Below are 20,715 nucleotides of genomic sequence, written 5' to 3'. Positions count from 1 at the left end.
GAAGGAGGCGAGACCGGTGAGCACGATGAGTCCTCGGGAGGGTCGGGATCGGGTGGTGGAGTTCGTGCGGGACTCCGCGGGGCGGCTCGATGTGGAGGGGTGGTGGCCGCGGAGCGGCGCGGCCAGGCCCGATGTGTGCGGCCCCGGCGACCGGATGAGCGGTGCGAGCTACAGCTACGCCTGGTGGGCCCCGGCGGGCACCGATGTCGAGGGGGATGCGCGGAAGGTCGCGGACTACTGGGAGTCTCTGGGGATGACGGTGAGAGTGACCGATTCGACTCCGCGCCCGACGGTCTACGGGCAGGGCGGACCGGTGCTGCGGGCGAGCTTCGTCACCGGCGCTGTCGAGGAGATGTACATGATCGGGGCGGAGATGCCGTGCGCGCCCGGCGATTTCGAATCACTCCTCCTCGAGGACGAGGCTCAGCGCGCGGCGGGCGCGGTCCTTCCGGGTGATGAAGGGGTCGTCCCGAAGCCGGATCCGCGGGACCTCCCACTCCAGTCCGATCCGTCGGGTTCCGGCTCGGAGGGATGAGCCGCCCCGTCCACCGCGTCCGGATCGGAGATGCCGACGTCGCTTCCGTTGCCGGGGGAGGGGTCTGCCTCAGCGCGGTGCGCCCACCAGCTGCGCGACGTGCACGACGAAGGCGCGGCGGCGGTCGCGCGTCTTCTCCCCGCCCCGGGAGGCGAAGGGGGTGAGGTGCCAGATCTCGCAGAGGCCGAGGAGGGCGATGAAGAGGTCGTCGGCGGACCAGCTCGCGTCGACGACGCCGGTGCGCTGCCACTCGAGGACCCGGGCCTCGGGGGCGGGGACCCCGCCGAGCTGCTCGCCGGCCTCCTCCCAGACGCCGGCTCCCTCCAGGCGCGCCCACGTGAGCAGGCGCAGGAACTCCGGGTGCTCCCACACATGGTCGAACATGCGGCCCGCGAGGTCGGGGAGGTCCGCCGTCTCGGCGAGGAGCGTCTCGTCGAGAGCGCCGAGCGCCTCGACGACGGTCGCGACGAACAGGCCGCGCTTGCCGCCGTAGTAGGCGTAGAGCCGCTCCTTGTTCAGACCCGCCGCCGCGGCCACACGGTCGACCCGGGCGCCCGCGAAGCCGTGGGCGGCGAACTCGACGGAGGCGGCGCGGAGGATCCGCTCGCGTGCGGGCAGCGCCGCATCGGATGTCGGCTCCATGGTTCACCTCCGGGCGCTCGAACGATACACTCTTCTTCGCCCAACCAACTGGTTGGGGTGGTTCGGCCCCGATGACGCGGCTCGGATCCGGACCCGCCGGTCCCGCTCCGCTCCGTGTGAAAGGCCGCCATGCCCTCCCCGTCCGCTCCCTCCTCCGCCCGCCGCTGGTGGGTGCTCGTGATCCTCGCGCTCACGCAGCTCGTCGTCGTGCTCGACGGCACCATCGTCACGATCGCCCTCCCCGCCGCACAGGCCGACCTCGGCCTCACCGACGTCGAGCGCCAGTGGGTCGTCACCGCCTACGCCCTCGCGTTCGGCGCGCTCCTGCTCCTGGGCGGCCGCATCGCCGACTACACCGGCCGCAAGCGCACCTACCTGATCGGGATGATCGGCTTCGGCGCCGCCTCCGCCTGGGGCGGCCTCGCCACCTCCGGCACGGAGCTGATCGCCGCCCGCGGGCTGCAGGGCGCCTTCGCCGCGCTGCTCGCCCCGGCCGCTCTGGCCCTCCTCACCGTCTCCTTCCCCTCCGGCCGCGAGCGGGGCACGGCCTTCGCCGTCTTCGGAGCGGTCGCCGGAGCGGGCGCCGCCGTCGGCCTCGTGCTGGGCGGGCTGCTCACCGAGTTCGCCGACTGGCGCTGGTGCCTCCTCGTCAACGTCCCCGTCGTCGTGGTCGGCGCGATCGCCGGCCAGCTGCTCGTCACCGAGAGCCGCGCGGAGGGGCGCAACCGCTTCGACGTCGCCGGGACGATCACCGTCGCGCTCGGGCTCGCGAGCGTCGTCTACGGCTTCACCCTCGCCGAGCAGGGCTGGCTCCGCGTCGACACCCTCGGCTTCCTCCTCGTCGGCGTGCTGCTGCTGGCCCTCTTCGTGCGGATCCAGGCCCGCTCCGACCACCCGTCGCTGCCGCTGCGCATCGTCGCCGACCGCGTCCGCGGCGGAGCCTTCCTGGTCCAGGCGATCGTAGGCAGCGTGATGATCGGCTCCACCCTCTACCTGACCCTGCACCTGCAGCTGGTCCTGGGCCTGCCGCCGCTCGAGGCGGGCCTGGCCAATCTGCCGATGACGGTGACGATCATGATCGTCGCCGGAGTCGCCGCCAAGCTGCTGCCGCGCATCGGCCCGCGCGTGCTGATGATCGTCGGCCCGCTGATCGCGGCGGCCGGGCTCCTCTACCTGAGCCGCATCACCCCCGACGGCGGCTACCTCCTCGAGGTGCTGCCCGCGCTGATCCTCCTGGGCATCGGCATGGCGATGGTCTTCGTGCCGCTGCAGAACCTCGCGCTGACCGGAGTCGCGGCCCACGACGCCGGTGCCGCCGGAGCGACCGCGAACGCCGCCATGCAGATCGGCGGCTCGATCGGGCTGTCGATCTTCACGACCCTCTACGCGGGAGTCGCGGGTGAGCAGCAGTCGCCGGTCGCCTTCGTCGACGGCTACTCCGCGGTCTTCGTCGCGGCCGCGATCGGGCTGGTCGTCGCCTCCGTCGTCGCCGTCGCGATGATCCGGGTGAAGAAGGAGGAGTTCCTCGCCCATGCTCCGAAGGAGGCCGTCGCCCACCTGGGCTGATCCCGGCCTAGGCTCGGAAGCGCTATGCAGCCACTGACCGAGACCGAGATCCGCGAGTCCTTCGTCAACGCCTCCCGCAAGGAGGTCGCCGACCTCGCGCTGCCGAAGGACTTCGACGCGCTGGACTGGTCGGTCATCGACCATCTCGGCTGGCGCGACCGGAGGATGGGCCGCCGCGCCTACGTCGTCGTGCCGCTGGAGGAGCGCCTCGTCGGGGTCCTGCTCACCCAGGCCGACGCCCTGCCGCGCTCGCGGGCGCAGTGCTCGTGGTGCCGCGACGTGCAGCTCCCGAACGACGTCGTCTTCTTCGGGGCGCGGAAGGCCGGAGCGGCCGGGCGGGCGGGGGACTCGCTCGGCACGCTCGTCTGCTCCCGCTTCGAGTGCTCGGTGAACGTGCGGCGGCGCCCGTCGGTGGCCTACATCGGCTTCGACCTCGAGGCGGCGCGAGCGCAGCGGATCGCCACTCTGCGGGCGCGCACCGAGGGCTTCGCGCGCGAGGTGCTCGGCGAGGCGTGACCGCGCTCAGCGGCGCGTGGACGCGCGCACGTGCATCCGCTCGCCCTGGCGGCCGAAGAGGCTGAGGAACTCGACCTGCTGCTCGTCGGCGCGGCCGAACCAGTGCGGCACCCGGGTGTCGAACTCGGCGGCCTCGCCGGCCGGCAGCACCAGATCGTGCTCGCCGAGCCGCAGGCGGAGCCGCCCGCTCAGCACGTAGAGCCATTCGAAGCCCTCGTGCGCGCGCTGCTCCGCCGGCTCCGTCACCGGCCCGGCCGGGAGCGTGTGCTTGAACGCCTGGAGCGCGCCCGCGTCGCGGCTGAGCGGCTGGATGAGCATGCCGTTCCGGCGCACCGGCCGCCCGTGCACGCGGGGATCCTCCGGCGCCGCGCCGACGAGCTCGTCGAGCGGCGCCCCGAGGGCGCGGCCGATCGGGAGGAGCAGCTCCAGCGTCGCGCGGCGGCCGCCGCTCTCGAGGCGCGAGAGGGTGCTCGCCGAGATGCCGGTCTCGGCGGCGAGGGACGCGAGCGTGCGGTCGCGGCGGGTGCGCAGGCGACGGAGCCGCGGTCCGACGGCGGCGACGATCTCGTCGTCGGAGTGGGCGGGCGGGGTCTCGGGCACGACGCCATCCTGGCACGGGCGGTCGCGCCGCATGCCGGAACGGCACGGATCCTCGCGGCCCGCCCCGGGGCGGCGGAGCATCGACCCATGACCTCCACCGACGCCCCCACCGGCCCGTCCGTCCCCGCCCCCGCCGACGTCCTGATCCTCGGCGCCTCCTTCGCCGGCCTCGCCGCTGCCACCGCCCTCGGCCGCAGTCTCCGCGACGTCCTCGTCGTCGACGGCGGACCTCCACGCAACGCACCCTCGCCCGGTGCCCACAACGTGCTGACCCGCGACGGCGTCCCGCCCACGGAGCTGGTGCGCCTGGCGCGCGCCGAGGCCGAGGGCTACGGAGCCCGGGTGGTCGAGGGCGAGGCGGTCCGCGCCTCCGCGGGACACGAGGGCGTGACCGCGACCCTCGCCGACGGCACGGTCCTCCGCGCGCGCCGACTCCTGCTCGCGACCGGCGTCCGCGACCTGCTGCCGGAGATCCCCGGGCTCGGCGCCCGCTGGGGACGGGACGTCCTGGACTGCCCCTACTGCCACGGCTTCGAGGTGCGCGGCCGGCGGATCGGCGTGCTCGGCAGCTCGTTCGCCGGGCACCAGGCGCAGATGTTCCGGCAGCTCAGCGACCGGACGTCGATCCTGCTCCACGGCGCACCCGCGCCCGCCGGCGACGAGGCGGCGGCGCTGGCCGCCCGCGGGATCGCTCTGGTGCCCGGCCGCGTCGAGAGGGTCCTCGTCGAGGACGACCGCCTGGTCGGCGTGGTGATCGACGGTCGGCGGCACGAGCTCGACGCGCTCGTCGTCGGCCCGCGGGTCGAGGGGCGGCTCCCCGAGGGGCTCGGCCTCGAGCTCGCCGACCACCCGTCGGGAGTCGCGCGGCACCTCGCCGTCGATCCGATGGGCCGGGCCGGCGTCGCCGGAGTCTTCGCCGCGGGCTCGCTGGTCGAGCCGATGGCGCAGGTCGTCGCCTCGTCCGCCGACGGGCTGCGCGTGGGCGCGGCGATCAACCACGACCTGATCGAGGAGGAGATCGCCGCCGCACTGCGGGCCGCCTGACGCGCGCTCAGCGGCGGCGGTACTCCAGCTCCGGGCGGCCGGGGGAGCCGTAGCGGGGCGCGCGGTCCGCGACTCCGGAGTCGGCGAGGTGCTCGAGATAGCGGCGAGCGGTCACCCGCGAGATGTCGAGGCGGGTGGCGAGCTCGGCCGCCGAGAGGCCGACGGGGCCCAGCAGCGCGGTGACGGCCTCGAGGGTCTGCGCCGAGAGCCCCTTGGCCAGACCCGGGGCGTTGGAGGTGCGGAGCGCCGCGAACGCCCCGTCCACCTCGTGCTGGCTGGCGACGTCGGCGCCGTGCATCCGCTCGCGGTACGACCGGTAGCTGGCGAGCTTGGCGGCGAACGCGCTGAAGACGAACGGCTTGATCAGGTACTGCACGATGCCGGCGGCGACGGAGGCGCGCACGTTCGCGGCGTCGCGGACAGCGGTGATCGCGATGACGTCGACGTCCAGGCCCGCCGCCCGGACGGCCCGGCAGAGGTCGAGGCCGCCCATGTCCGGCAGGTTCATGTCGAGCAGGATCAGCGCGATGCCCGGGTCCGCGCGCAGCGCCCGGATCGCCTCCGCGCCGCTGCCGGCGACCGCGGCCACCTCGAAGCCGTCGACCCGCCGGACGTAGTCGGCGTGGGCGCTCGCGGTCAGAGGCTCGTCCTCGACGACGAGCACCCGGATCACGACGCCACCCGCGCGGGCAGCGGCAGCTGCACCGTGAACACCGCGCCGACGTGGCGCGAGACCTCGATCGAGCCGCCGAGCCGCTCCACCACCTGCTGCACCAGCGCCAGGCCGATGCCGCGGCCGAAGCCGTCCGACTCCTTCGTCGAGTAGCCGCGCGCGAAGACGTCGGCGGCGCTCGCGACTCCGGGGCCGCTGTCCGACACCTGCACCACCAGCTCGCCCTCCGCGAGGCCGAGGTAGACCTCCACCCACGGCTCGCGGTCCGGAGCGGAGGAGGCGGCTGCGTCGAGGGCGTTGTCGATCAGATTGCCCAGCACCGTCACGAGGTCCCCGGGCTCCAGCCCCTGCGTGCCGGGCTCGAGGTGCGTCTCGAAGTGCAGCTCGACGCCGCGCTCGCGGGCCTGTGCGGCCTTGCCCAGCAGCAGGGCGGCGATCACCGGCTCCTGCACGGAGCCGAGGACCCGGTCGGCCAGGCGCTGGCTGAGGTTCAGCTCGCCGGCGGCGAACGCGAGCGCCTCGTCGGGGCGGCCGAGCTCGATCAGCGACGCGATGGTGTGCAGGCGGTTCGAGAACTCGTGGGTCTGCGAGCGCAGCGCGTCCGAGAGGGTGCGCAGCGACTCCAGCTCGCCGCTCACCCGCTGCAGCTCGGTGCGGTCCCGGAGCGTGACGACCGTGCCGAGGGGGCGGGCTCCGGGGGAGGCGGCGGGCCGCTCGTTCACCACGAGGATCCGCTCGCGGGCCACGACCAGGCGGTCCGAGACGGGCTCGTCGTCCTGCAGCAGCTCGCGCAGGGCGACGGGGAGGTCGAGCTCGGCGACCGGCACCGGCGTCCGCACGCCCTCGAGCCCGAGCAGCTCCAGCGCGTGGTCGTTGGCGAGCACCAGCCGGCCGCGGTCGTCGACCAGCAGCAGCCCCTCCCGCACCGAGTGCAGGACGGACTCGTAGTAGGCGAAGACCTGGCTCATCTGCTCCGGGCCCCGCCCGCCCGTGACCCGCCGCAGGTAGCGGGCGAGGAGCCACGAGCCGAGCGCGCCGAGCGCGACCGCCCCGAGCGCGCCCCACGCGACGACCTGCACGCGGGCGGCGAAGGAGGCGTCCACGGCCGAGAGCGTGACGCCCGCCGACACGAGCGCGACGACCGCGCCGTCGGCGTCCTCGATCGGCGCGACGGCGCGGACGGAGGGCCCGAGCGTGCCGGTGTACGTCTCGGTGAAGGTCCGCCCCTCCAGCGCGGGCTCGATCGTGCCCTGGAACGGCAGGCCGATCCGGTCGCGGTCGCGGTGGGTGTACCGGGTGCGGTCGGGGGCCATGATCGTGAGGAAGTCGACGCCGGTGTCCCGCATGACCTCCTCGGCGTACGGCTGCAGGCTCGCGGAGGGATCCGCACCGGCCGTCGACTCGAGGACGAACGGATTGTCGGCCACCGTCCGCGCCACGACGAGGCTCCGCTGGGCGGCCTCGTCGCCCGCCCGGCTCCGCGCGTCGAGGGCCAGCACCGCGACGGCCGCCGCGGCTATCAGCAGGATGCTCAGCAGCTGCACGGCGAACAGGCGCGCGGCGATGCTGCCGCGCGGTCCGCGTGCGCTCGGCGTCCTGACCATGCCACTCCCTCGTGAGCGAGCGCTCGGGGCGCCCCGCCGTGAACAGTATGAACGCAACCGTGCCGGGCTCCGGAGGCGGGGCCACCATCGTCCTACCCCCTCACCTCGACGAAGAGAAGGACACCCCCATGGCGAAGACGCCTCAGACGCCGTCCGACCGGCTGATCCCCGCGGTCACCCCTCCGAAGACCCGGCGGCGCATCGACCGGAACCACTGGCTCTACATCGCCGTCATCATCGCCGTGGTCGCCGGCGTCGTGGTCGGACTCGTCGCTCCCGCCTTCGCGGCGACGCTCGAGCCCGTCGGCAAGGCCTTCGTCGGACTGATCAAGATGATGATCGCGCCGATCATCTTCTGCACCATCGTCATCGGCATCGGCTCCATCGCGAAGGCCGCCACGGTCGGCAAGGTCGGCGGACTCGCGCTGGGCTACTTCATCGTGATGTCGACCTTCGCCCTGGCGATCGGCCTCGTCGTCGGCAACATCCTGCACCCGGGCGAGGGCCTCGACATCTCGAGCGCCACCTACGACACCAGCGACCTCAAGGCCGAGAGCACCAGCGACTTCGTCCTCGGGATCATCCCCGTCTCGCTGTTCTCCTCGCTCGTGGACGGCAGCATCCTGCAGACCCTCTTCGTCGCGCTGCTCGTCGGCTTCGCGCTGCAGAAGATGGGCGCCAAGGGCCAGCCGATCCTCGGAGCGATCAAGCAGCTCCAGGTCCTGGTCTTCCGCATCCTCTCGATGGTGCTCTGGGTCGCCCCGATCGGCGCGTTCGGCGCCATCGCCGCGGTCGTCGGCAAGACCGGCTGGGGAGCGGTCGTCGCTCTCGCCACCCTGATGATCGGCTTCTACATCACCTGCGCGATCTTCGTGGTCGTCGTCCTCGGCCTGCTGCTGCGCCTGGTGACCGGCGTCAGCATCTTCTCGCTGATGAAGTACCTGGCCCGCGAGTACCTGCTGATCGTCGGCACCTCCTCCTCGGAGGCGGCGCTGCCCCGCCTGATCGCGAAGATGGAGCACCTCGGCGTCTCCAAGCCCGTCGTCGGCATCACCGTGCCCACCGGCTACTCCTTCAACCTCGACGGCACGGCGATCTACCTCACGATGGCGTCGCTGTTCATCGCCTCGGCCACCGGAGCGCCGATGTCGATCCCGGAGCAGATCGGCCTCCTCCTCTTCATGATGATCGCCTCGAAGGGCGCCGCGGGCGTCACCGGAGCGGGCCTGGCCACGCTGGCCGGCGGCCTCCAGTCCTTCCGTCCCGACCTGGTCAACGGCGTCGGCGTGATCGTCGGCATCGACCGCTTCATGTCCGAGGCCCGCGCGGTCACCAACTTCACCGGCAACGCGGTCGCCACCCTTCTCGTGGGCACCTGGACCAAGCAGATCGACATGGTGCAGGTCCGCGAGGTCCTCGGCGGGCGCTCGCCCTTCGACGAGACCACGCTCGGAGCGGACGAGCACGAGGCCCCCGCGTCGGGCACCTCGATCACCGAGGGGATCGCCTCGATCCAGGACTCCGACGAGGCGTCGCGGATGCGTGCGGAGATCGCGGCCAAGCGCTAGCCGATCCGATCGCGACGGCCCCGCCTCCCGGACCCGGTCCGGGAGGCGGGGCCTTCGTCGTGCGCGGGTCAGTGCCTCCGCACCCCGAGCAGAGGCAGGGTCACCGAGCAGAGCGGCCCGATCAGCACCGCGAAGAGGAGGGTGCCGAGGCCGGCGTCGCCGCCGAGGGCCCAGCCGATGAGCAGCACCGTGAGCTCGACGCCCGAGCGCGCCACCCAGATCGGCAGGCCCGTGCGGGTGTGCAGGCCCAGCATCAGTCCGTCGCGGGGCCCCGGACCGAGGCGGGCGCCGATGTAGATCCCGCTCGCGACCGCCAGCAGAACGAGACCGCCGGCGAAGAGCAGGCCGCGGGCCCACCACTCGTCCGGCGTCGCCAGCACGCGCAGCCCGACATCGATCATCGTGCCGACCACGAGCACGTTCAGCACGGTGCCGAGACCGGGCCGCTGTCGGAGGGGGATCCACAGCAGCAGGACGAGCAGGCCGATCACGTTCGTGAGCAGTCCGATCCCGAGCCCGGTCTGGTGCGCGACCCCCTGGGCGAAGACGGTCCACGGGTCCACGCCGATCGCCGCGCGGATCATCATCGCGTCGGCGAATCCGTAGAGGATCAGGCCCACCAGCAGGCGCGGCACGGGTCGGAGGCGCCACTGGCCAGCCGGGGGAGCGGCGGCGGCGACGGGAGCGGTGAGCGTCATGGACTCATCACAGCGCGATATTGGCCTTCTTCGCGCGGTCCAATCCGGCTACCTTGGACGCATGGCTGATGTCCACTTCGGCGCGCGCGCCCTGCAGACCCTCCTCGGCGACTGGCGCGAGCAGCGCGGCACCCGGCCCGCCTACCTCGCGCTGGCCGACCGGATCCGCCTCCTCGGGATCGATGGCCGCATCCCCGCGGGCAGCCGCCTGCCCGCCGAGCGCGAGCTCTCGGCCCGCCTCGGCGTCAGCCGCACGACCGTGGCCGCCGCGTACCGCGAGCTGCGCGACAGCGGCTACCTCGTCAGCGTGCGCGGCTCCGGCAGCGTCACCCGCCTGCCGGGAGCGGCCGTGCACGCGGTGCCCTCGCTCGCGCCGGACTTCCTCGACTTCACCAAGGCGGCCCTGCCCGCCGTACCCGAGCTGGCCGAGGCGTACACTCGCGCGGCGCAGGCGGCCCCCGAGCACTTCGACTCCGGCTCCTACGACACGGTCGGCCTGCCGGTGCTGCGCCGCGCGATCGCCGAGCGCTACACCGCGCGGGGTCTGCGCACCGAGCCCGGCCAGATCATGGTGACCATCGGCGCGCAGCACGCGATCGCGCTCGTCGCCCGCACGCTGCTCGCGCGGGGTGACCGGGCGCTGATCGAGGCCCCGACCTACCCGCACGCCTACGAGGCCCTCCGGCTGGCCGGCGCGCGGCTCGTGCCGGTGAACGTCGACGGGGCGGACGGCTGGGACGGAGAGGGCCTGATCGCCGCGCTGCGCGGCACGAGCCCGAGCCTGGCCTACCTGATGCCCGACTTCCACAACCCGACGGGCCGCTCCATGGCCCCCGAGCTGCGGGAGCGGGCGATCGCCGCCGCGGCCCGGCAGGGCACGCTGATCATCGCCGACGAGACGACGGCCGAGCTCGACATCGACCGGCGGATGACGCCGCTGCCGTTCGCCGCCTACGGGCCCGAGGGGACGGTGCTCTCGATCGGCTCCGTCGGCAAGACGCTGTGGGGCGGCATCCGGATCGGCTGGATCCGCGCCGAGCGGGCGGTGATCCGCAAGCTGGCGCTGGCGCGCTCGGCGAGCGACCTCGGCACGCCGATCCTGGAGCAGCTCCTGGTCGCGGACATGCTCGGCCGGATGGACGGCGTGCTGGAGCTGCGGCGCTCGCAGCTGCGCGCGGGCCGCGACCACCTCGAGGCGGCCCTGGCGCGCGCGATCCCGGAGTGGAGCGTGCCGCGGGTCTCGGGCGGCCTCTCCACCTGGGTGGGCCTGGGCCGGCCGGCGAGCTCGCAGCTGGCGCTCGCCGCCCGGACGGCGGGACTGCTGATCACCGCGGGCCCGCGCTTCGGGATCGACGGCGCCTTCGAGCGCTTCCTCCGCATCCCGATCGGCTACTCGCCCGAGGCGACCGACCGGGCCGTGGAGGCGCTCGCGACGGCGTGGGCGCAGGTCGCCCGGCACCCGGCGGCCGACCCGGGGTACCTCGCCGACGTGGTCTGAGGTGGAGTGCCCGCCGGGCGTGTGAGATCGTTCTCTCATGAGCGACGGGTACGGCTACCTGCTGGTCCACTTCGTGGAGGACCGGACCGGCCACAGCGAGAAGATCTTCCTCTCGCTCAGCCGGGGCGACGATCCGCTGCGCTGGCGAGCGCTCGGGCCGGTGCTGGAGTGGACCGGCGGCACGGGCGGCGTCCGCGACCCCCACATCGTCCGCGGACCGCGGGGCTTCCACCTCGTCGCCACCGACCTCCGCGTCTGGCGGCCCGAGGGCCCGGACTGGGACCTCTACCGGCACCGGGGGAGCCGCGACCTCGTGGTCTGGGACTCCCCGGACCTCCTCGAGTGGTCCGAGCCGCGCGCGGTCGCCGTCGCTCCCGAGGGCGCGGGCATGGCCTGGGCGCCGGAGTCGGTCTACGACCCGGTCTCGGGCGACTTCCTCGTGCACTGGTCCTCCGGCCTGGCCGAGGACGGCGACCCCGCCACCGGCGAGACGGGCGACAGCCGCATCCTGCTCTCCCGCACGCGCGACTTCCGCACGTTCACCGAGCCCGAGACCTACCTGCGGCTTCCCGGCGGAGTGATCGACATGACGCTGCTGATCGAGGGCACGGCCGTCCACCGCTTCGCCAAGCAGCACGACGACGCCCCCGACACGATGCAGGTGTTCCAGCAGGTCGGCTCCTCCCTCCTCGCGGACGACTTCGCCACCGTCGCGCGGGGGATCGGGCAGGAGCTCGGCCCGAGCATCGAGGGCCCGCTGGTCTTCCGGCACCACCGCGAGGAGCGCTGGTCGCTCTGGGTCGACCAGTACGCCCTCCGCCCCTACGGCTACCGCGCCTACACGAGCACCGACCCGGCCTCGGGCCGCTGGGAGCTCGCGGAGGAGTTCGACCTGCCCGAGGACACCAAGCACGGAGCGGTCCTCCCGCTCACCCGATCCGAGTACACGGCGCTCGACGAGCGCCACCCCGCCTGAGAGGCCCCGCATGACCGACTTCAGCCCCCGTCTCGCCGACGCCCTCGTCACCGTCCTCGGTGCCGACGGCGCTCCGCTCGCCCACGCCGACGTGACGGTCGAGCAGCGACGCCACGCCTTCGCCTTCGGCTGCACCCCTCCGAGCACCGACCCCGCGCGCGCCGAGGAGCGCCGGCTCTGGCTCGACCTGTTCGACACGGCGACGCTCCCCGTCTACTGGGGCCGCTTCGAGCCGGAGCGCGGCCGCACCGCGACGGAGGAGGTGCTCGCCGAGGCGCGCGCGCTCGCCGCGGACGGCGTCCGGCTGAAGGGGCACCCGCTGGTCTGGCACTACGTGAAGCCGGAGTGGCTCGACGCGCTGCCGCTGGACGAGGCCGAGCAGCTCCTCCGCGCGCGCATCCGCCGGGAGGTGGGCGCCTTCGCCGAGCTGATCGACACCTGGGACGCGATCAACGAGGTCGTCATCATGCCGCGCTTCGCGAACGAGCCGGACGGCGTGACGAACGCCGTCACCCGCCTCGCCCGCGAGAAGGGACGCGTCGGCATGGTCGAGCTGGCCTTCTCGGAGGCGCGCAGCCTCGGCACCGGACCGGTGCTCGTGCTGAACGACTTCGACCTCGGGCCCGAGTACGAGCGGCTGATCGAGGACGTGCTCGAGGCCGGGATCCGGCCCAATGCGATCGGCCTGCAGTCGCACATGCACCAGGGGTTCCGCGGGGAGGAGCAGATCGCGGCGATCTGCGACAGGTTCGCGCGCTTCGGCCTGCCGCTGCACTGGACCGAGACCACCCTCGTCTCGGGCGAGCTGATGCCCGCCGAGATCGAGGACCTCAACGACCACGTGGTCGAGGACTGGCCGACCACTCCGGAGGGGGAGGCACGGCAGGCGGACGAGATGGTGCGGCACTACGAGACGCTGGTCGCGCATCCGGCGGTCGAGGCGATCACCTACTGGGGCTTCGACGACGCCGGAGCCTGGCTCGGAGCGCCGGGCGGGTTCCTCCGCCGCGACGGGAGCCCGAAGCCGGCCTACGAGGCGCTGCGCTCGCGGATCCGCGGGGACTGGTGGCTCGAGCCGACGGTGCTCCGGACGGACGCCGAGGGGCGCGTCGGTGTCCGGGCCTTCGCCGGGGACTTCGCGCTCTCGAGCGCGGGGGCGGGCGCTGCAGTGAGCCTCCCTGTCGGGTCGTCGACGGCGGAGGTCCGCCTGGGCTGAGGGCGTCCGGGCCGGCCGGTGGCGCGGGTCGCCCCGTCGCGCGCCCCGGAACGCCGCGTCCCTCCCAACACTCAGTCGGCTGATGGAAGACTCGGAGGGTGCATCTCCTCGCGGTCCTCAGCATGAAGAACCGGGCGCTCATCGCGCTCGTCACCGTCGTCATCGCCGTCTTCGGCGGAGTCGCCCTGACCGGGCTCAAGCAGGAGCTCGCGCCGTCGATCTCCTTCCCGCAGCTCGCCGTCGTCACGTCCTACCCGGGCGCCGCTCCGGAGGTGGTCAACGACGACGTCTCGACGCCGATCGAGACCGCCATCCAGGGGGTGCCGGGGCTCGAGACGACCAGCGCGACGTCCTCCACGGACTCCTCCCTCATCTCGGCGTCCTTCACCTACGGCACCGATCTCGCCACCGCCGAGCAGAAGATCCTGCAGGCGATCAACCGGATCAAGAGCACGCTCCCGGACGGCGTCGACCCGCAGGTGGTCACCGGCTCCCTCGACGACCTGCCGGTGCTGCAGCTCGCCGTGTCGAGCGACGGCGACGCGGACGCGCTGGCCGAGCGCCTGCGCACCACGGTCATCCCGGACCTGGAGAAGGTCGAGGGCGTGCGCGAGGCGGCGCTCGTCGGCGAGACCGCCCAGCGCGTCACGATCACCCCGGACGACGCGGCGCTCGCCGCGGCCGGCCTCTCGACCGGCGACATCCGCTCGGCCCTGCAGCAGAACGGCGTGCTCGTCGCGGGCGGACAGATCACCCAGGACGGGTCGACCTTCTCGGTGCAGTCGGGCGTCAAGCTCGACTCGACCGACGCGATCGCGGCGCTGCCGCTGCTGCCGTCCGCAGGTGCCTCCGCGGGTGCGGGCGGCGCCGGTGCGTCAGCGGGTGCGGGTGCCTCCGCGGGTGCCGGGGCTTCCGCCGGCGGCTCCGACGCCGGAGCAGCGGCGGGAGGCGCGGCCGTGACCGCAGAGCCGACGGTCACCACCCTCGGCTCCGTCGCGACGGTCGCCGTCACCGACGCCCCCGTCACCTCGATCTCGCGCGTCAACGGCCAGCCCGCCCTGACCCTCTCGATCACCAAGCTCCCGGCCGCGAACACCGTCGACGTGTCGACCGGCGTGGCCGCGCTGCTCCCGGACCTCGAGGAGTCGATCGGCGACAACGCCGCCTTCACCCCGGTCTTCGACCAGGCGCCCTACATCCAGGAGTCGATCGCGTCGCTCGCGCAGGAGGGGGCGCTCGGCCTCGTCTTCGCCGTGCTGGTGATCCTGCTGTTCCTGCTCTCGGTGCGCTCGACCCTGGTCACGGCCATCTCGATCCCGACCTCGGTGCTGATCACGTTCATCGGCCTGCAGACGGCCGGCTACACCCTCAACATCCTGACCCTCGGCGCGCTCACCATCGCGATCGGCCGTGTGGTCGACGACTCCATCGTCGTGATCGAGAACATCAAGCGGCACCTCGACGCGGGTGAGGACCGGGCCCGGACCATCGCGGTCGCCGTCCGCGAGGTCGCCGGCGCGATCACCGCCTCCACGATCACCACGGTCGCGGTGTTCCTGCCGATCTCGTTCGTCGGCGGCACCACGGGCGAGCTGTTCCGGCCCTTCGCGCTGACCGTGTCGATCGCCCTGCTCGCCTCACTCGTGGTGGCGCTGACGATCGTGCCGGTGCTCGCCTACTGGTTCCTCCGCCCCTCGAAGCGACCGGCGGTGCGCCAGGCCGCGCAGGCGGCGCTCGCGGAGGAGCGCGCGGCGGCCGGAGGGGCACCCGCCTCGGGGGTCCCGGCCGACACCGCCGCGCCGGTCGAGGAGGCCCCGCACCACGGCGCCCACGCCGCTCCCCGGCGGGCGCGCGGGCTGCAGTCGGTGTACGGCCCGATCATCCACTGGACGCTGAAGCACTCGGTCGTCACCGTCCTCCTCGCGCTGCTCGTGCTCGTCGGGACCGGTGCGCTGTACCCGCTGATGAAGACGAACTTCCTCGGCTCCAGCGGGCAGGACACCTTCACCGTCACACAGACGGTCCCCGTCGGCCAGAGCCTCGACGCGCAGGACGCGACGGCGCAGCAGGCGAGCACGGCGATCCTCGGCGTCGACGGCGTCGAGACCGTCCAGCTCACCGTCGGCTCCTCCGGCGGTCTGCAGAGCGCGTTCGGCGGGGGAGGAGGCGGCGGCACCTCGATCCGCTACTCCGTCACCACCGATGAGTCGGCCGACCAGGAGGCCGTGCAGGCGGACGTCCGCGACGCGCTGTCGGGCGTCGCCTCGGCCGAGGACATCAGCGTCGCCGCCTCCTCCGGCTTCGGCGCCTCCTCGGACATCGAGGTCGACCTCTCGACCGCCTCGCAGAGCGACCTCCAGAGCGCGAGCGACCAGCTCCTCGAGGCCCTGCGCGGGACCGACGGGATCAGCCAGGCCGAGAGCAACCTCTCCTCCTCGCTGCCCTACATCGCGGTGCGGGTCGACCGCGACGCCGCGGCCCGGGCGGGTCTCAGCGAGGTCGCCGTGGGCACGATCGTCAGCCAGGCGCTCCAGCCCAGCCAGGTCGGCAGCGTCGTGATCGACGACCGCACCCTCTCGATCTACCTGGCCGACGGGCAGCCGCCGGCCACCGTGGACGAGCTGCGGAACCTCGAGGTGCCGACCCTCACCGGCACCGTCGCGCTCTCCACCCTCGCGGCGGTCGAGCAGACGGACGGTCCGGCGAGCATCACCACCGAGCGCGGGCAGCGCACCGCGACCATCACCGTCACCCCGGAGGGCGACGACCTCGCCTCGGCCAACGTCGCCGTGCAGAACGCGATCGACGCGACGGCGCTTCCGGCCGGTGTCGACGCCTCCCTCGGCGGAGTGACCGCCGACCAGGCCGACGCGTTCTCGCAGCTGGGCATCGCGCTGCTGGTCGCGATCCTGATCGTCTACGTCGTGATGGTGGCTACGTTCCGCTCGCTCCTGCAGCCGCTGCTCCTGCTCGTGTCGGTGCCGTTCGCGGCGACCGGCGCGATCCTCCTGCAGGTGATCACCGGCGTGCCGCTGGGCGTGCCGTCCCTGATCGGCGTGCTGATGCTGATCGGCATCGTCGTCACGAACGCGATCGTGCTCGTGGACCTGGTGAACCAGTACCGCGACCGCGGGATGCCGGTGCGGGAGGCGCTGCTGCACGGCACCGAGCGGCGGCTCCGGCCCATCCTGATGACCGCCCTCGCGACGATCTTCGCCCTCCTGCCGATGGCGCTGGGGATCACGGGCCACGGCGGCTTCATCTCGCAGCCGCTGGCGATCGTCGTGATCGGCGGCCTGGTGTCCTCGACGGTGCTGACCCTCGTGGTCCTGCCCGTCGTCTACAACCTGGTCGAGGGGTATCGTGAGCGGCGGCGTGCCGCCCGCGCCGGGAAGGCGTCGGCATGACGGACATCAGGGATGCGGCCGAGACGGTCGGCTCGCGCTGGCGCAGCGGCCCGGAGCGCGCCACCGCGGTCCTCGACGAGATCGGTCCGGAGCGCTTCGTCGCCCGCGACTTCCGCCCGGGCACGCTCCGGCACCTCGTGCTGATCCGCTTCCGCCCGACAGCGCTGGTCGCCGAGGCGGACGAGGTCACCCGCCGCTTCCTCGCCCTGGCCGACGAGTGCGTCCGCGACGGACGGCCCTACATCGAGTCGATCGAGACGGGGCCGCAGCTGAGCATCGAGGGCGCGGGCGAGGGCTTCGACCGCGCGTTCCTGCTGACCTTCTCCTCCGAGGGCGACCTGCATTACTACCTGGGCCGGCCGGCCGTCGAGGACCCCGCGCACTGGGATCCGGCGCACGACGCGTTCAAGGAGTTCGTCGGGCCGTTCGTCGACACGGCCGGCATCGTCGCGTTCGACTTCCGACCCGAAGAGCACTGATGGCGACTCCCGACTTCGTGCTGCGGCTGCGCGAGCGGATCGGGACCGAGCTGCTCTGGCTCACCGGCGTGACCGCGGTGATCCTCCGGGAGGAGCCGGCGCTCGAGGTCCTGCTCGTCCGGCGCGCCGACACCGGCGCCTGGACGGCCGTCACCGGGATCATCGACCCGGGCGAGACCGTCGCCGGGACCGCCCGCCGCGAGGCGCAGGAGGAGGCGGGCGTCGAGATCGAGGTCGAGCGCCTCGTGCAGGTGCACACCCTCCCGTCGATGCAGTACCCCAACGGGGACCGCTCGCAGTACCTCGACCACGTGGTGCGCTGCCGCTGGATCTCGGGGGAGGCCCACGTCGCGGACGACGAGTCGACCGAGGTCGGCTGGTTCGCGCCCGACGCGCTGCCGCCGATGTCGGACGAGCACCGCGCCCGGATCCAGCGGGCGCTGTCGGACGAGCCGGGCTGCTCGATCGACTGACGGCGGGGGTGCGCGCCGGACGAGGGCGGGGCCGCCTCCCGGGAGCGGCACTCGGATCGGAGCGGGCGTCCTGCCGTGTCGGCCTCCGACCGGACGGGCCCTCGGGCCGGGCTCCTCGGACCCGGCCCCTCGGTCCGGGCTCCTCGGACCCGGCTCGCCTCGGAGCGGGCGCTGCTCAGACCGGACGCGCGAAGCAGAGCACCGCGTCGTCGCCGACGTGGGCTCCGAAGCCGTCGATCGCCGTGAAGCCGAGCGCCTCGGCCGCTGCGGCGAGCTCCGGCGCGGCGGCCAGGCGCAGCGTGCGGATCCGCTGCACCCGCGCCCACGACTCCGCCGCCGCGACGAGCCGTCGGGCGACTCCCGTGCGCCGGTGGACGGAGGCGACCACGAGCTCCAGCACCTCGGCGAAGTCGTCCGGGCCGGGAGCGAGCACCAGGGCGCCCGCCGCCGCCCCGTCGATCCGGGCGATCAGGACGCGGGCGTGCGGGGGCGGGACCGCGGCGAGGAGGCCCTCCGCTCCGGCTGCGTCCTCGAGGCGGACGACGACTCCGCTCACGAGCCCAGGTGGGCGCGGAGGAACTCGACGACCCGAGCGCGCAGAGCGTCGTCGAGCAGCGCGATCGAGTGCAGCGAGCCGGGGAGGACGAGGAGGTCGACCCTCGAGCCCGCTCCGCGCAGCGCCTCGGCGAAGCGGGTCGACTGGCTGAGCGCGACCCGTTCGTGCGCCGCGTGCGCGATGAGGAACGGCGGCTCGGAGCCGTCCACCTGCGCGAGGGGCGAGGCGGCGGTGGCGACCGGGCAGGAGGCGAGGTCCGCGCAGTCGAGGTAGCTGCGCACGGCGGCCGCGACTCCGACCACCGGGTCGTCGTCGGCGAGGCCGGCGGCGCTGAGATCGGAGGGGCCGCTCAGGTCGACCACGGCGGCCAGGCGCGACGAGGTCGCCGGCAGCGTGCCGAGCAGAGAGGCGAGGTTGCCGCCGGCCGAGCCGCCGAAGGCCGCCACCTGCTCCGGATCGATGCCGAAGCGCGCGGTCTGCTCCGGCTCGAGCAGCCAGTCGAGGGCGGCCGTCACATCGTCGAGCTGCGCGGGGAACACGGCGGCGGGCGCGAGGCGGTAGTCGACCGAGACGGCGACGAACCCCTCCGATCCGAGCCAATGGCAGATCGGGCGCCAGTTCGCGTCGGCCTTGCCTCCACGGGCCCAGCTGCCGCCGTGCACGACGAGGACGGCGGGCCGCGGCTCCGCCGACGGGGCAGGGGAGGAGCAGACGTCGACGCTCTGCCCGGTGCTCGCGTCGTAGACGACGTCGGCCGTCACGCTCACGCCGGACCAGTCGGGTGCGGGTGCCGCTCCGAGCGCCTGCGCCACCGGCTCCGAGACGGGAGTGGTGCTCGCGCAGCCCGAGAGGAGCAGTGCGAGGGCGGCCAGGACCGCGGCGACGCGTCGCGGGGATCGGGTGGGCTCGCGCATGAGTGCGATCAGCGTACGGGGTGCCCGGCGCCCCGGATGCGGCACCCCCGCGATCAGGGGGTGCCGGGCTCGCGCTGCAACCGGACCAGGACGACCCCCGCGAGGATCAGCGCGCCGCCGCCGAACTGGATCGGCGCGGGCAGCTCGCCGAGGATCAGCCATGCGGCCGCGATCGAGAACAGCACCTCCGTCAGCCCGACGAAGGAGGCGATCCGCGTGCCGAGGCGGCGTCCGCCCTCGATCCCGAGCAGATACGCCAGCACGGTCGACATGCCGAGGATCACGCCCGCGGGGAGGAGCCAGCTGACCTCCGCTCCGACGAACACCACCTCTCCGAAGGTCGCGCGCAGCGGTGTGACGCCGAGCGCCCCGAGTGCCAGCAGGATCGCGGCGCCGACGGTCATCGCCCCCGCCGTGAGCGCGATCGGCGGCAGCTCCGGATCCACCCGACCGGCGATGACGTAGTAGACGCACAGGCCGAGCGAGGCGGTCAGCGCCCAGGCGATGCCGACCAGCTCGGGGGTCGACTCGCCGGACAGGTCGAGCACGAGCACCAGGCCGCCGAGCGCGAGCGCGGAGCCGGCGAGGGTGAAGCGGCCGGGGTGCCGGCGGGTGCGCGCCCAGGCGAGGAGGACGAGGAACACCGGCGCGAGGTACTCGATCAGCAGGGCGACGCCGACCGACATGTGCTCGATCGCGCTGTAGAAGCAGAGCTGCGCGGCGATCACGGCGAAGACTCCGTAGAGGGCGATCGTGCCGAGGTTGCGGCGGAGCACGGGCCAGCGGCCGCGGAGGGACAGGACCGCCGGGATCGCGAGGATCAGGGCCGCGCCGCCCGCCCGCCAGAGGACCGCGGACGCCGGCGTCCAGCCCGCCTCGAGGAGCGGCTTCACGAACGGCCCGCCCAGACCGAACGCCGCCGACGCGGCCAGCGCCGCGACGAGGCCCGAGCCGAGGCGCCGTGCAGGCGCGGGCGCGCTCGCGGCGGGGAGGGTGACGGCGGCGGTGCTCTCGGCGGTCATGGCCGGCTCCTTCAGGAGTCAAAAGGATTACACTCGTGACAGCGAGCTGATCGCACACTACTGAGCCGCACTGTCAGGAGTCAACATGGTGTTCGCCTATGACGTCGAGGCGTCACTGACCTCCACCGCCACCCTCGTCAACACGCTCCCCGAGCTGTCGCCGTCCGGCGAGGACGAGATGGCGACGATCGAGCAGCTGGACGACTTCCTCCTCGAGAACCGGTACACGGGCAGCCGCGACGGATCGGCCGAGGAGCTGGAGGCCGTGCGGGCGATCCGCTCCTCCCTCCGCACCCTCTGGCTCACGCGGGCCGAGGAGGACCTCGTCCCCGTCGTCAACGGGATGCTCGACTCCGGCCGCGCGCTCCCGCAGCTGGTCCGGCACGGACCCTACGGCTGGCACCTCCACGCGACGCGCGACGAGAGCCCGCTCGCCACGCGCATCCTGGTCGAGGCCGCCATGGCGTTCGTCGACGTGATCCGCGGCGACGAGCGCGAGCGGATCCGCGTCTGCGCGGCGGAGGACTGCGAGGCGGTGCTCGTGGACTTCTCCCGCAACCGCTCGAAGCGCTACTGCGACACGGGCAACTGCGGCAATCGCGCGAACGTGGCCGCGTACCGGGCTCGGCGGGCGTCGCAGTAGCGGACGGGCGGTAGCTGCGCACGGGCTCGCGCGTCGATCGTGCTGCGGCTCGGGGTCGGGGGGCTGTATGCGGGGCGACTCCGCG

20 protein-coding genes are annotated in these 20,715 nt (G+C 73.6%); 12 read left to right on the top strand and 8 right to left on the bottom strand.

Annotation, left to right across the window (positions count from 1 at the left end; translation table 11 throughout):
* Positions 1-52: 52 nt before the first annotated feature.
* Positions 53-535, top strand: coding sequence for a hypothetical protein (locus C5C33_RS03115; RefSeq protein ID WP_146081479.1), 483 nt, complete (start codon positions 53-55; stop codon positions 533-535).
* Between the two features lie 69 nt (positions 536-604).
* Here the strand turns inward: C5C33_RS03115 and C5C33_RS03110 are convergent, their stop codons facing one another.
* The gene (locus C5C33_RS03110; protein WP_104260399.1) at positions 605-1,177 is read right to left on the bottom strand and encodes a TetR family transcriptional regulator; all 573 of its coding nucleotides are present in this window, start codon (positions 1,175-1,177) and stop codon (positions 605-607) included.
* 129 nt (positions 1,178-1,306) lie between these two features.
* Here C5C33_RS03110 and C5C33_RS03105 point away from each other — a divergent pair, with 129 nt between their 5' ends.
* Positions 1,307-2,743 carry an MFS transporter gene (locus C5C33_RS03105; RefSeq protein ID WP_104260398.1) on the top strand — a complete coding sequence of 479 codons (1,437 nt, stop codon included), beginning with the start codon at positions 1,307-1,309 and terminating at the stop codon, positions 2,741-2,743.
* A 24-nt stretch (positions 2,744-2,767) separates the two neighbouring features.
* A complete protein-coding gene (locus tag C5C33_RS03100; RefSeq protein WP_104222848.1) occupies positions 2,768-3,259 on the top strand; it encodes an FBP domain-containing protein in 492 nt (163 codons plus the stop codon).
* Between the two features lie 6 nt (positions 3,260-3,265).
* Here C5C33_RS03100 and C5C33_RS03095 read toward each other — a convergent pair whose 3' ends face one another.
* A complete protein-coding gene (locus tag C5C33_RS03095; protein ID WP_258069167.1) occupies positions 3,266-3,859 on the bottom strand; it encodes a helix-turn-helix domain-containing protein in 594 nt (197 codons plus the stop codon).
* 87 nt (positions 3,860-3,946) lie between these two features.
* Here C5C33_RS03095 and C5C33_RS03090 point away from each other — a divergent pair, with 87 nt between their 5' ends.
* Positions 3,947-4,903, top strand: a complete 957-nt coding sequence (locus tag C5C33_RS03090; RefSeq protein WP_104260396.1) for an NAD(P)/FAD-dependent oxidoreductase — start codon at positions 3,947-3,949, stop codon at positions 4,901-4,903.
* Between the two features lie 7 nt (positions 4,904-4,910).
* Here the strand turns inward: C5C33_RS03090 and C5C33_RS03085 are convergent, their stop codons facing one another.
* Together C5C33_RS03085 and C5C33_RS03080 are read right to left on the bottom strand one after the other, a co-directional pair.
* The gene (locus tag C5C33_RS03085) at positions 4,911-5,576 is read right to left on the bottom strand and encodes a response regulator (RefSeq protein ID WP_104223809.1); all 666 of its coding nucleotides are present in this window, start codon (positions 5,574-5,576) and stop codon (positions 4,911-4,913) included.
* Positions 5,573-7,180 (bottom strand): sensor histidine kinase, encoded by a 1,608-nt coding sequence (locus tag C5C33_RS03080; RefSeq protein ID WP_104260395.1) that lies wholly within the window; start codon positions 7,178-7,180, stop codon positions 5,573-5,575. Before C5C33_RS03080 ends, C5C33_RS03085 begins: the two co-directional genes overlap by 4 nt.
* A gap of 128 nt (positions 7,181-7,308) precedes the next feature.
* Between C5C33_RS03080 and C5C33_RS03075 the strand changes: the two genes are divergently transcribed.
* Positions 7,309-8,748, top strand: a complete 1,440-nt coding sequence (locus C5C33_RS03075) for a cation:dicarboxylate symporter family transporter (RefSeq protein WP_104223811.1) — start codon at positions 7,309-7,311, stop codon at positions 8,746-8,748.
* Positions 8,749-8,816: 68 nt separating this feature from the next.
* Here C5C33_RS03075 and C5C33_RS03070 read toward each other — a convergent pair whose 3' ends face one another.
* Positions 8,817-9,446 (bottom strand): YitT family protein, encoded by a 630-nt coding sequence (locus C5C33_RS03070; RefSeq protein ID WP_374953817.1) that lies wholly within the window; start codon positions 9,444-9,446, stop codon positions 8,817-8,819.
* Between the two features lie 61 nt (positions 9,447-9,507).
* On the opposite strand from C5C33_RS03070, the gene C5C33_RS03065 reads away from it, so the two are divergent.
* The 6 genes from C5C33_RS03065 to C5C33_RS03040 all read left to right on the top strand — a co-directional run bounded on the left by C5C33_RS03065 (position 9,508) and on the right by C5C33_RS03040 (position 17,495).
* Complete coding sequence (locus C5C33_RS03065) at positions 9,508-10,944, top strand: PLP-dependent aminotransferase family protein (protein ID WP_104257666.1); 1,437 nt, start codon at positions 9,508-9,510, stop codon at positions 10,942-10,944.
* A 37-nt stretch (positions 10,945-10,981) separates the two neighbouring features.
* Entirely contained in the window at positions 10,982-11,920 is a 939-nt protein-coding gene (locus tag C5C33_RS03060; protein ID WP_104260394.1) for a glycoside hydrolase family 43 protein, read from the top strand.
* 10 nt (positions 11,921-11,930) lie between these two features.
* Positions 11,931-13,136 carry an endo-1,4-beta-xylanase gene (locus C5C33_RS03055; RefSeq protein WP_104260393.1) on the top strand — a complete coding sequence of 402 codons (1,206 nt, stop codon included), beginning with the start codon at positions 11,931-11,933 and terminating at the stop codon, positions 13,134-13,136.
* Positions 13,137-13,234: 98 nt separating this feature from the next.
* Positions 13,235-16,543: an efflux RND transporter permease subunit gene (locus tag C5C33_RS03050; protein WP_104260392.1), complete on the top strand. Its 3,309-nt coding sequence runs from the start codon at positions 13,235-13,237 to the stop codon at positions 16,541-16,543.
* Entirely contained in the window at positions 16,540-17,022 is a 483-nt protein-coding gene (locus C5C33_RS03045; RefSeq protein WP_104249875.1) for a Dabb family protein, read from the top strand. The genes C5C33_RS03050 and C5C33_RS03045 overlap by 4 nt, the downstream gene beginning before the upstream one ends.
* Entirely contained in the window at positions 17,022-17,495 is a 474-nt protein-coding gene (locus tag C5C33_RS03040) for an NUDIX domain-containing protein (protein WP_104260391.1), read from the top strand. Before C5C33_RS03045 ends, C5C33_RS03040 begins: the two co-directional genes overlap by 1 nt.
* A gap of 175 nt (positions 17,496-17,670) precedes the next feature.
* Here the strand turns inward: C5C33_RS03040 and C5C33_RS03035 are convergent, their stop codons facing one another.
* The 3 genes from C5C33_RS03035 to C5C33_RS03025 are packed head-to-tail and all read right to left on the bottom strand — an operon-like array spanning position 17,671 to position 19,987.
* The gene (locus tag C5C33_RS03035) at positions 17,671-18,051 is read right to left on the bottom strand and encodes a GNAT family N-acetyltransferase (protein ID WP_104260390.1); all 381 of its coding nucleotides are present in this window, start codon (positions 18,049-18,051) and stop codon (positions 17,671-17,673) included.
* Positions 18,048-18,965, bottom strand: a complete 918-nt coding sequence (locus tag C5C33_RS03030) for an alpha/beta hydrolase (protein WP_181136180.1) — start codon at positions 18,963-18,965, stop codon at positions 18,048-18,050. Before C5C33_RS03030 ends, C5C33_RS03035 begins: the two co-directional genes overlap by 4 nt.
* A 53-nt stretch (positions 18,966-19,018) precedes the next feature.
* Positions 19,019-19,987, bottom strand: a complete 969-nt coding sequence (locus C5C33_RS03025; RefSeq protein WP_104257663.1) for a DMT family transporter — start codon at positions 19,985-19,987, stop codon at positions 19,019-19,021.
* A gap of 85 nt (positions 19,988-20,072) precedes the next feature.
* On the opposite strand from C5C33_RS03025, the gene C5C33_RS03020 reads away from it, so the two are divergent.
* Positions 20,073-20,630, top strand: coding sequence for a CGNR zinc finger domain-containing protein (locus C5C33_RS03020; protein ID WP_104226176.1), 558 nt, complete (start codon positions 20,073-20,075; stop codon positions 20,628-20,630).
* Positions 20,631-20,715: the final 85 nt, after the last annotated feature.

This window comes from Rathayibacter sp. AY1H3 (assembly GCF_002932015.1).
The sequence above is the reverse complement of the archived record's forward strand: the minus strand, read 5'-3'. Positions and strand labels throughout refer to the sequence as shown.

Excerpts from the sequence above, each read along its gene's own strand:
- C5C33_RS03105 (WP_104260398.1), top strand. The coding sequence starts at position 1,307 with ATGCCCTCCCCGTCCGCTCCCTCCTCCGCCCGCCGCTGGTGGGTGCTC.
- C5C33_RS03025 (WP_104257663.1), bottom strand. The coding sequence starts at position 19,987 with ATGACCGCCGAGAGCACCGCCGCCGTCACCCTCCCCGCCGCGAGCGCG.
- C5C33_RS03070 (WP_374953817.1), bottom strand. The coding sequence starts at position 9,446 with ATGACGCTCACCGCTCCCGTCGCCGCCGCCGCTCCCCCGGCTGGCCAG.
- C5C33_RS03100 (WP_104222848.1), top strand. The coding sequence starts at position 2,768 with ATGCAGCCACTGACCGAGACCGAGATCCGCGAGTCCTTCGTCAACGCC.
- C5C33_RS03060 (WP_104260394.1), top strand. The coding sequence starts at position 10,982 with ATGAGCGACGGGTACGGCTACCTGCTGGTCCACTTCGTGGAGGACCGG.
- C5C33_RS03110 (WP_104260399.1), bottom strand. The coding sequence starts at position 1,177 with ATGGAGCCGACATCCGATGCGGCGCTGCCCGCACGCGAGCGGATCCTC.
- C5C33_RS03080 (WP_104260395.1), bottom strand. The coding sequence starts at position 7,180 with ATGGTCAGGACGCCGAGCGCACGCGGACCGCGCGGCAGCATCGCCGCG.
- C5C33_RS03040 (WP_104260391.1), top strand. The coding sequence starts at position 17,022 with ATGGCGACTCCCGACTTCGTGCTGCGGCTGCGCGAGCGGATCGGGACC.
- C5C33_RS03055 (WP_104260393.1), top strand. The coding sequence starts at position 11,931 with ATGACCGACTTCAGCCCCCGTCTCGCCGACGCCCTCGTCACCGTCCTC.
- C5C33_RS03045 (WP_104249875.1), top strand. The coding sequence starts at position 16,540 with ATGACGGACATCAGGGATGCGGCCGAGACGGTCGGCTCGCGCTGGCGC.
- C5C33_RS03030 (WP_181136180.1), bottom strand. The coding sequence starts at position 18,965 with ATGCGCGAGCCCACCCGATCCCCGCGACGCGTCGCCGCGGTCCTGGCC.
- C5C33_RS03065 (WP_104257666.1), top strand. The coding sequence starts at position 9,508 with ATGGCTGATGTCCACTTCGGCGCGCGCGCCCTGCAGACCCTCCTCGGC.
- C5C33_RS03075 (WP_104223811.1), top strand. The coding sequence starts at position 7,309 with ATGGCGAAGACGCCTCAGACGCCGTCCGACCGGCTGATCCCCGCGGTC.
- C5C33_RS03090 (WP_104260396.1), top strand. The coding sequence starts at position 3,947 with ATGACCTCCACCGACGCCCCCACCGGCCCGTCCGTCCCCGCCCCCGCC.
- C5C33_RS03020 (WP_104226176.1), top strand. The coding sequence starts at position 20,073 with ATGGTGTTCGCCTATGACGTCGAGGCGTCACTGACCTCCACCGCCACC.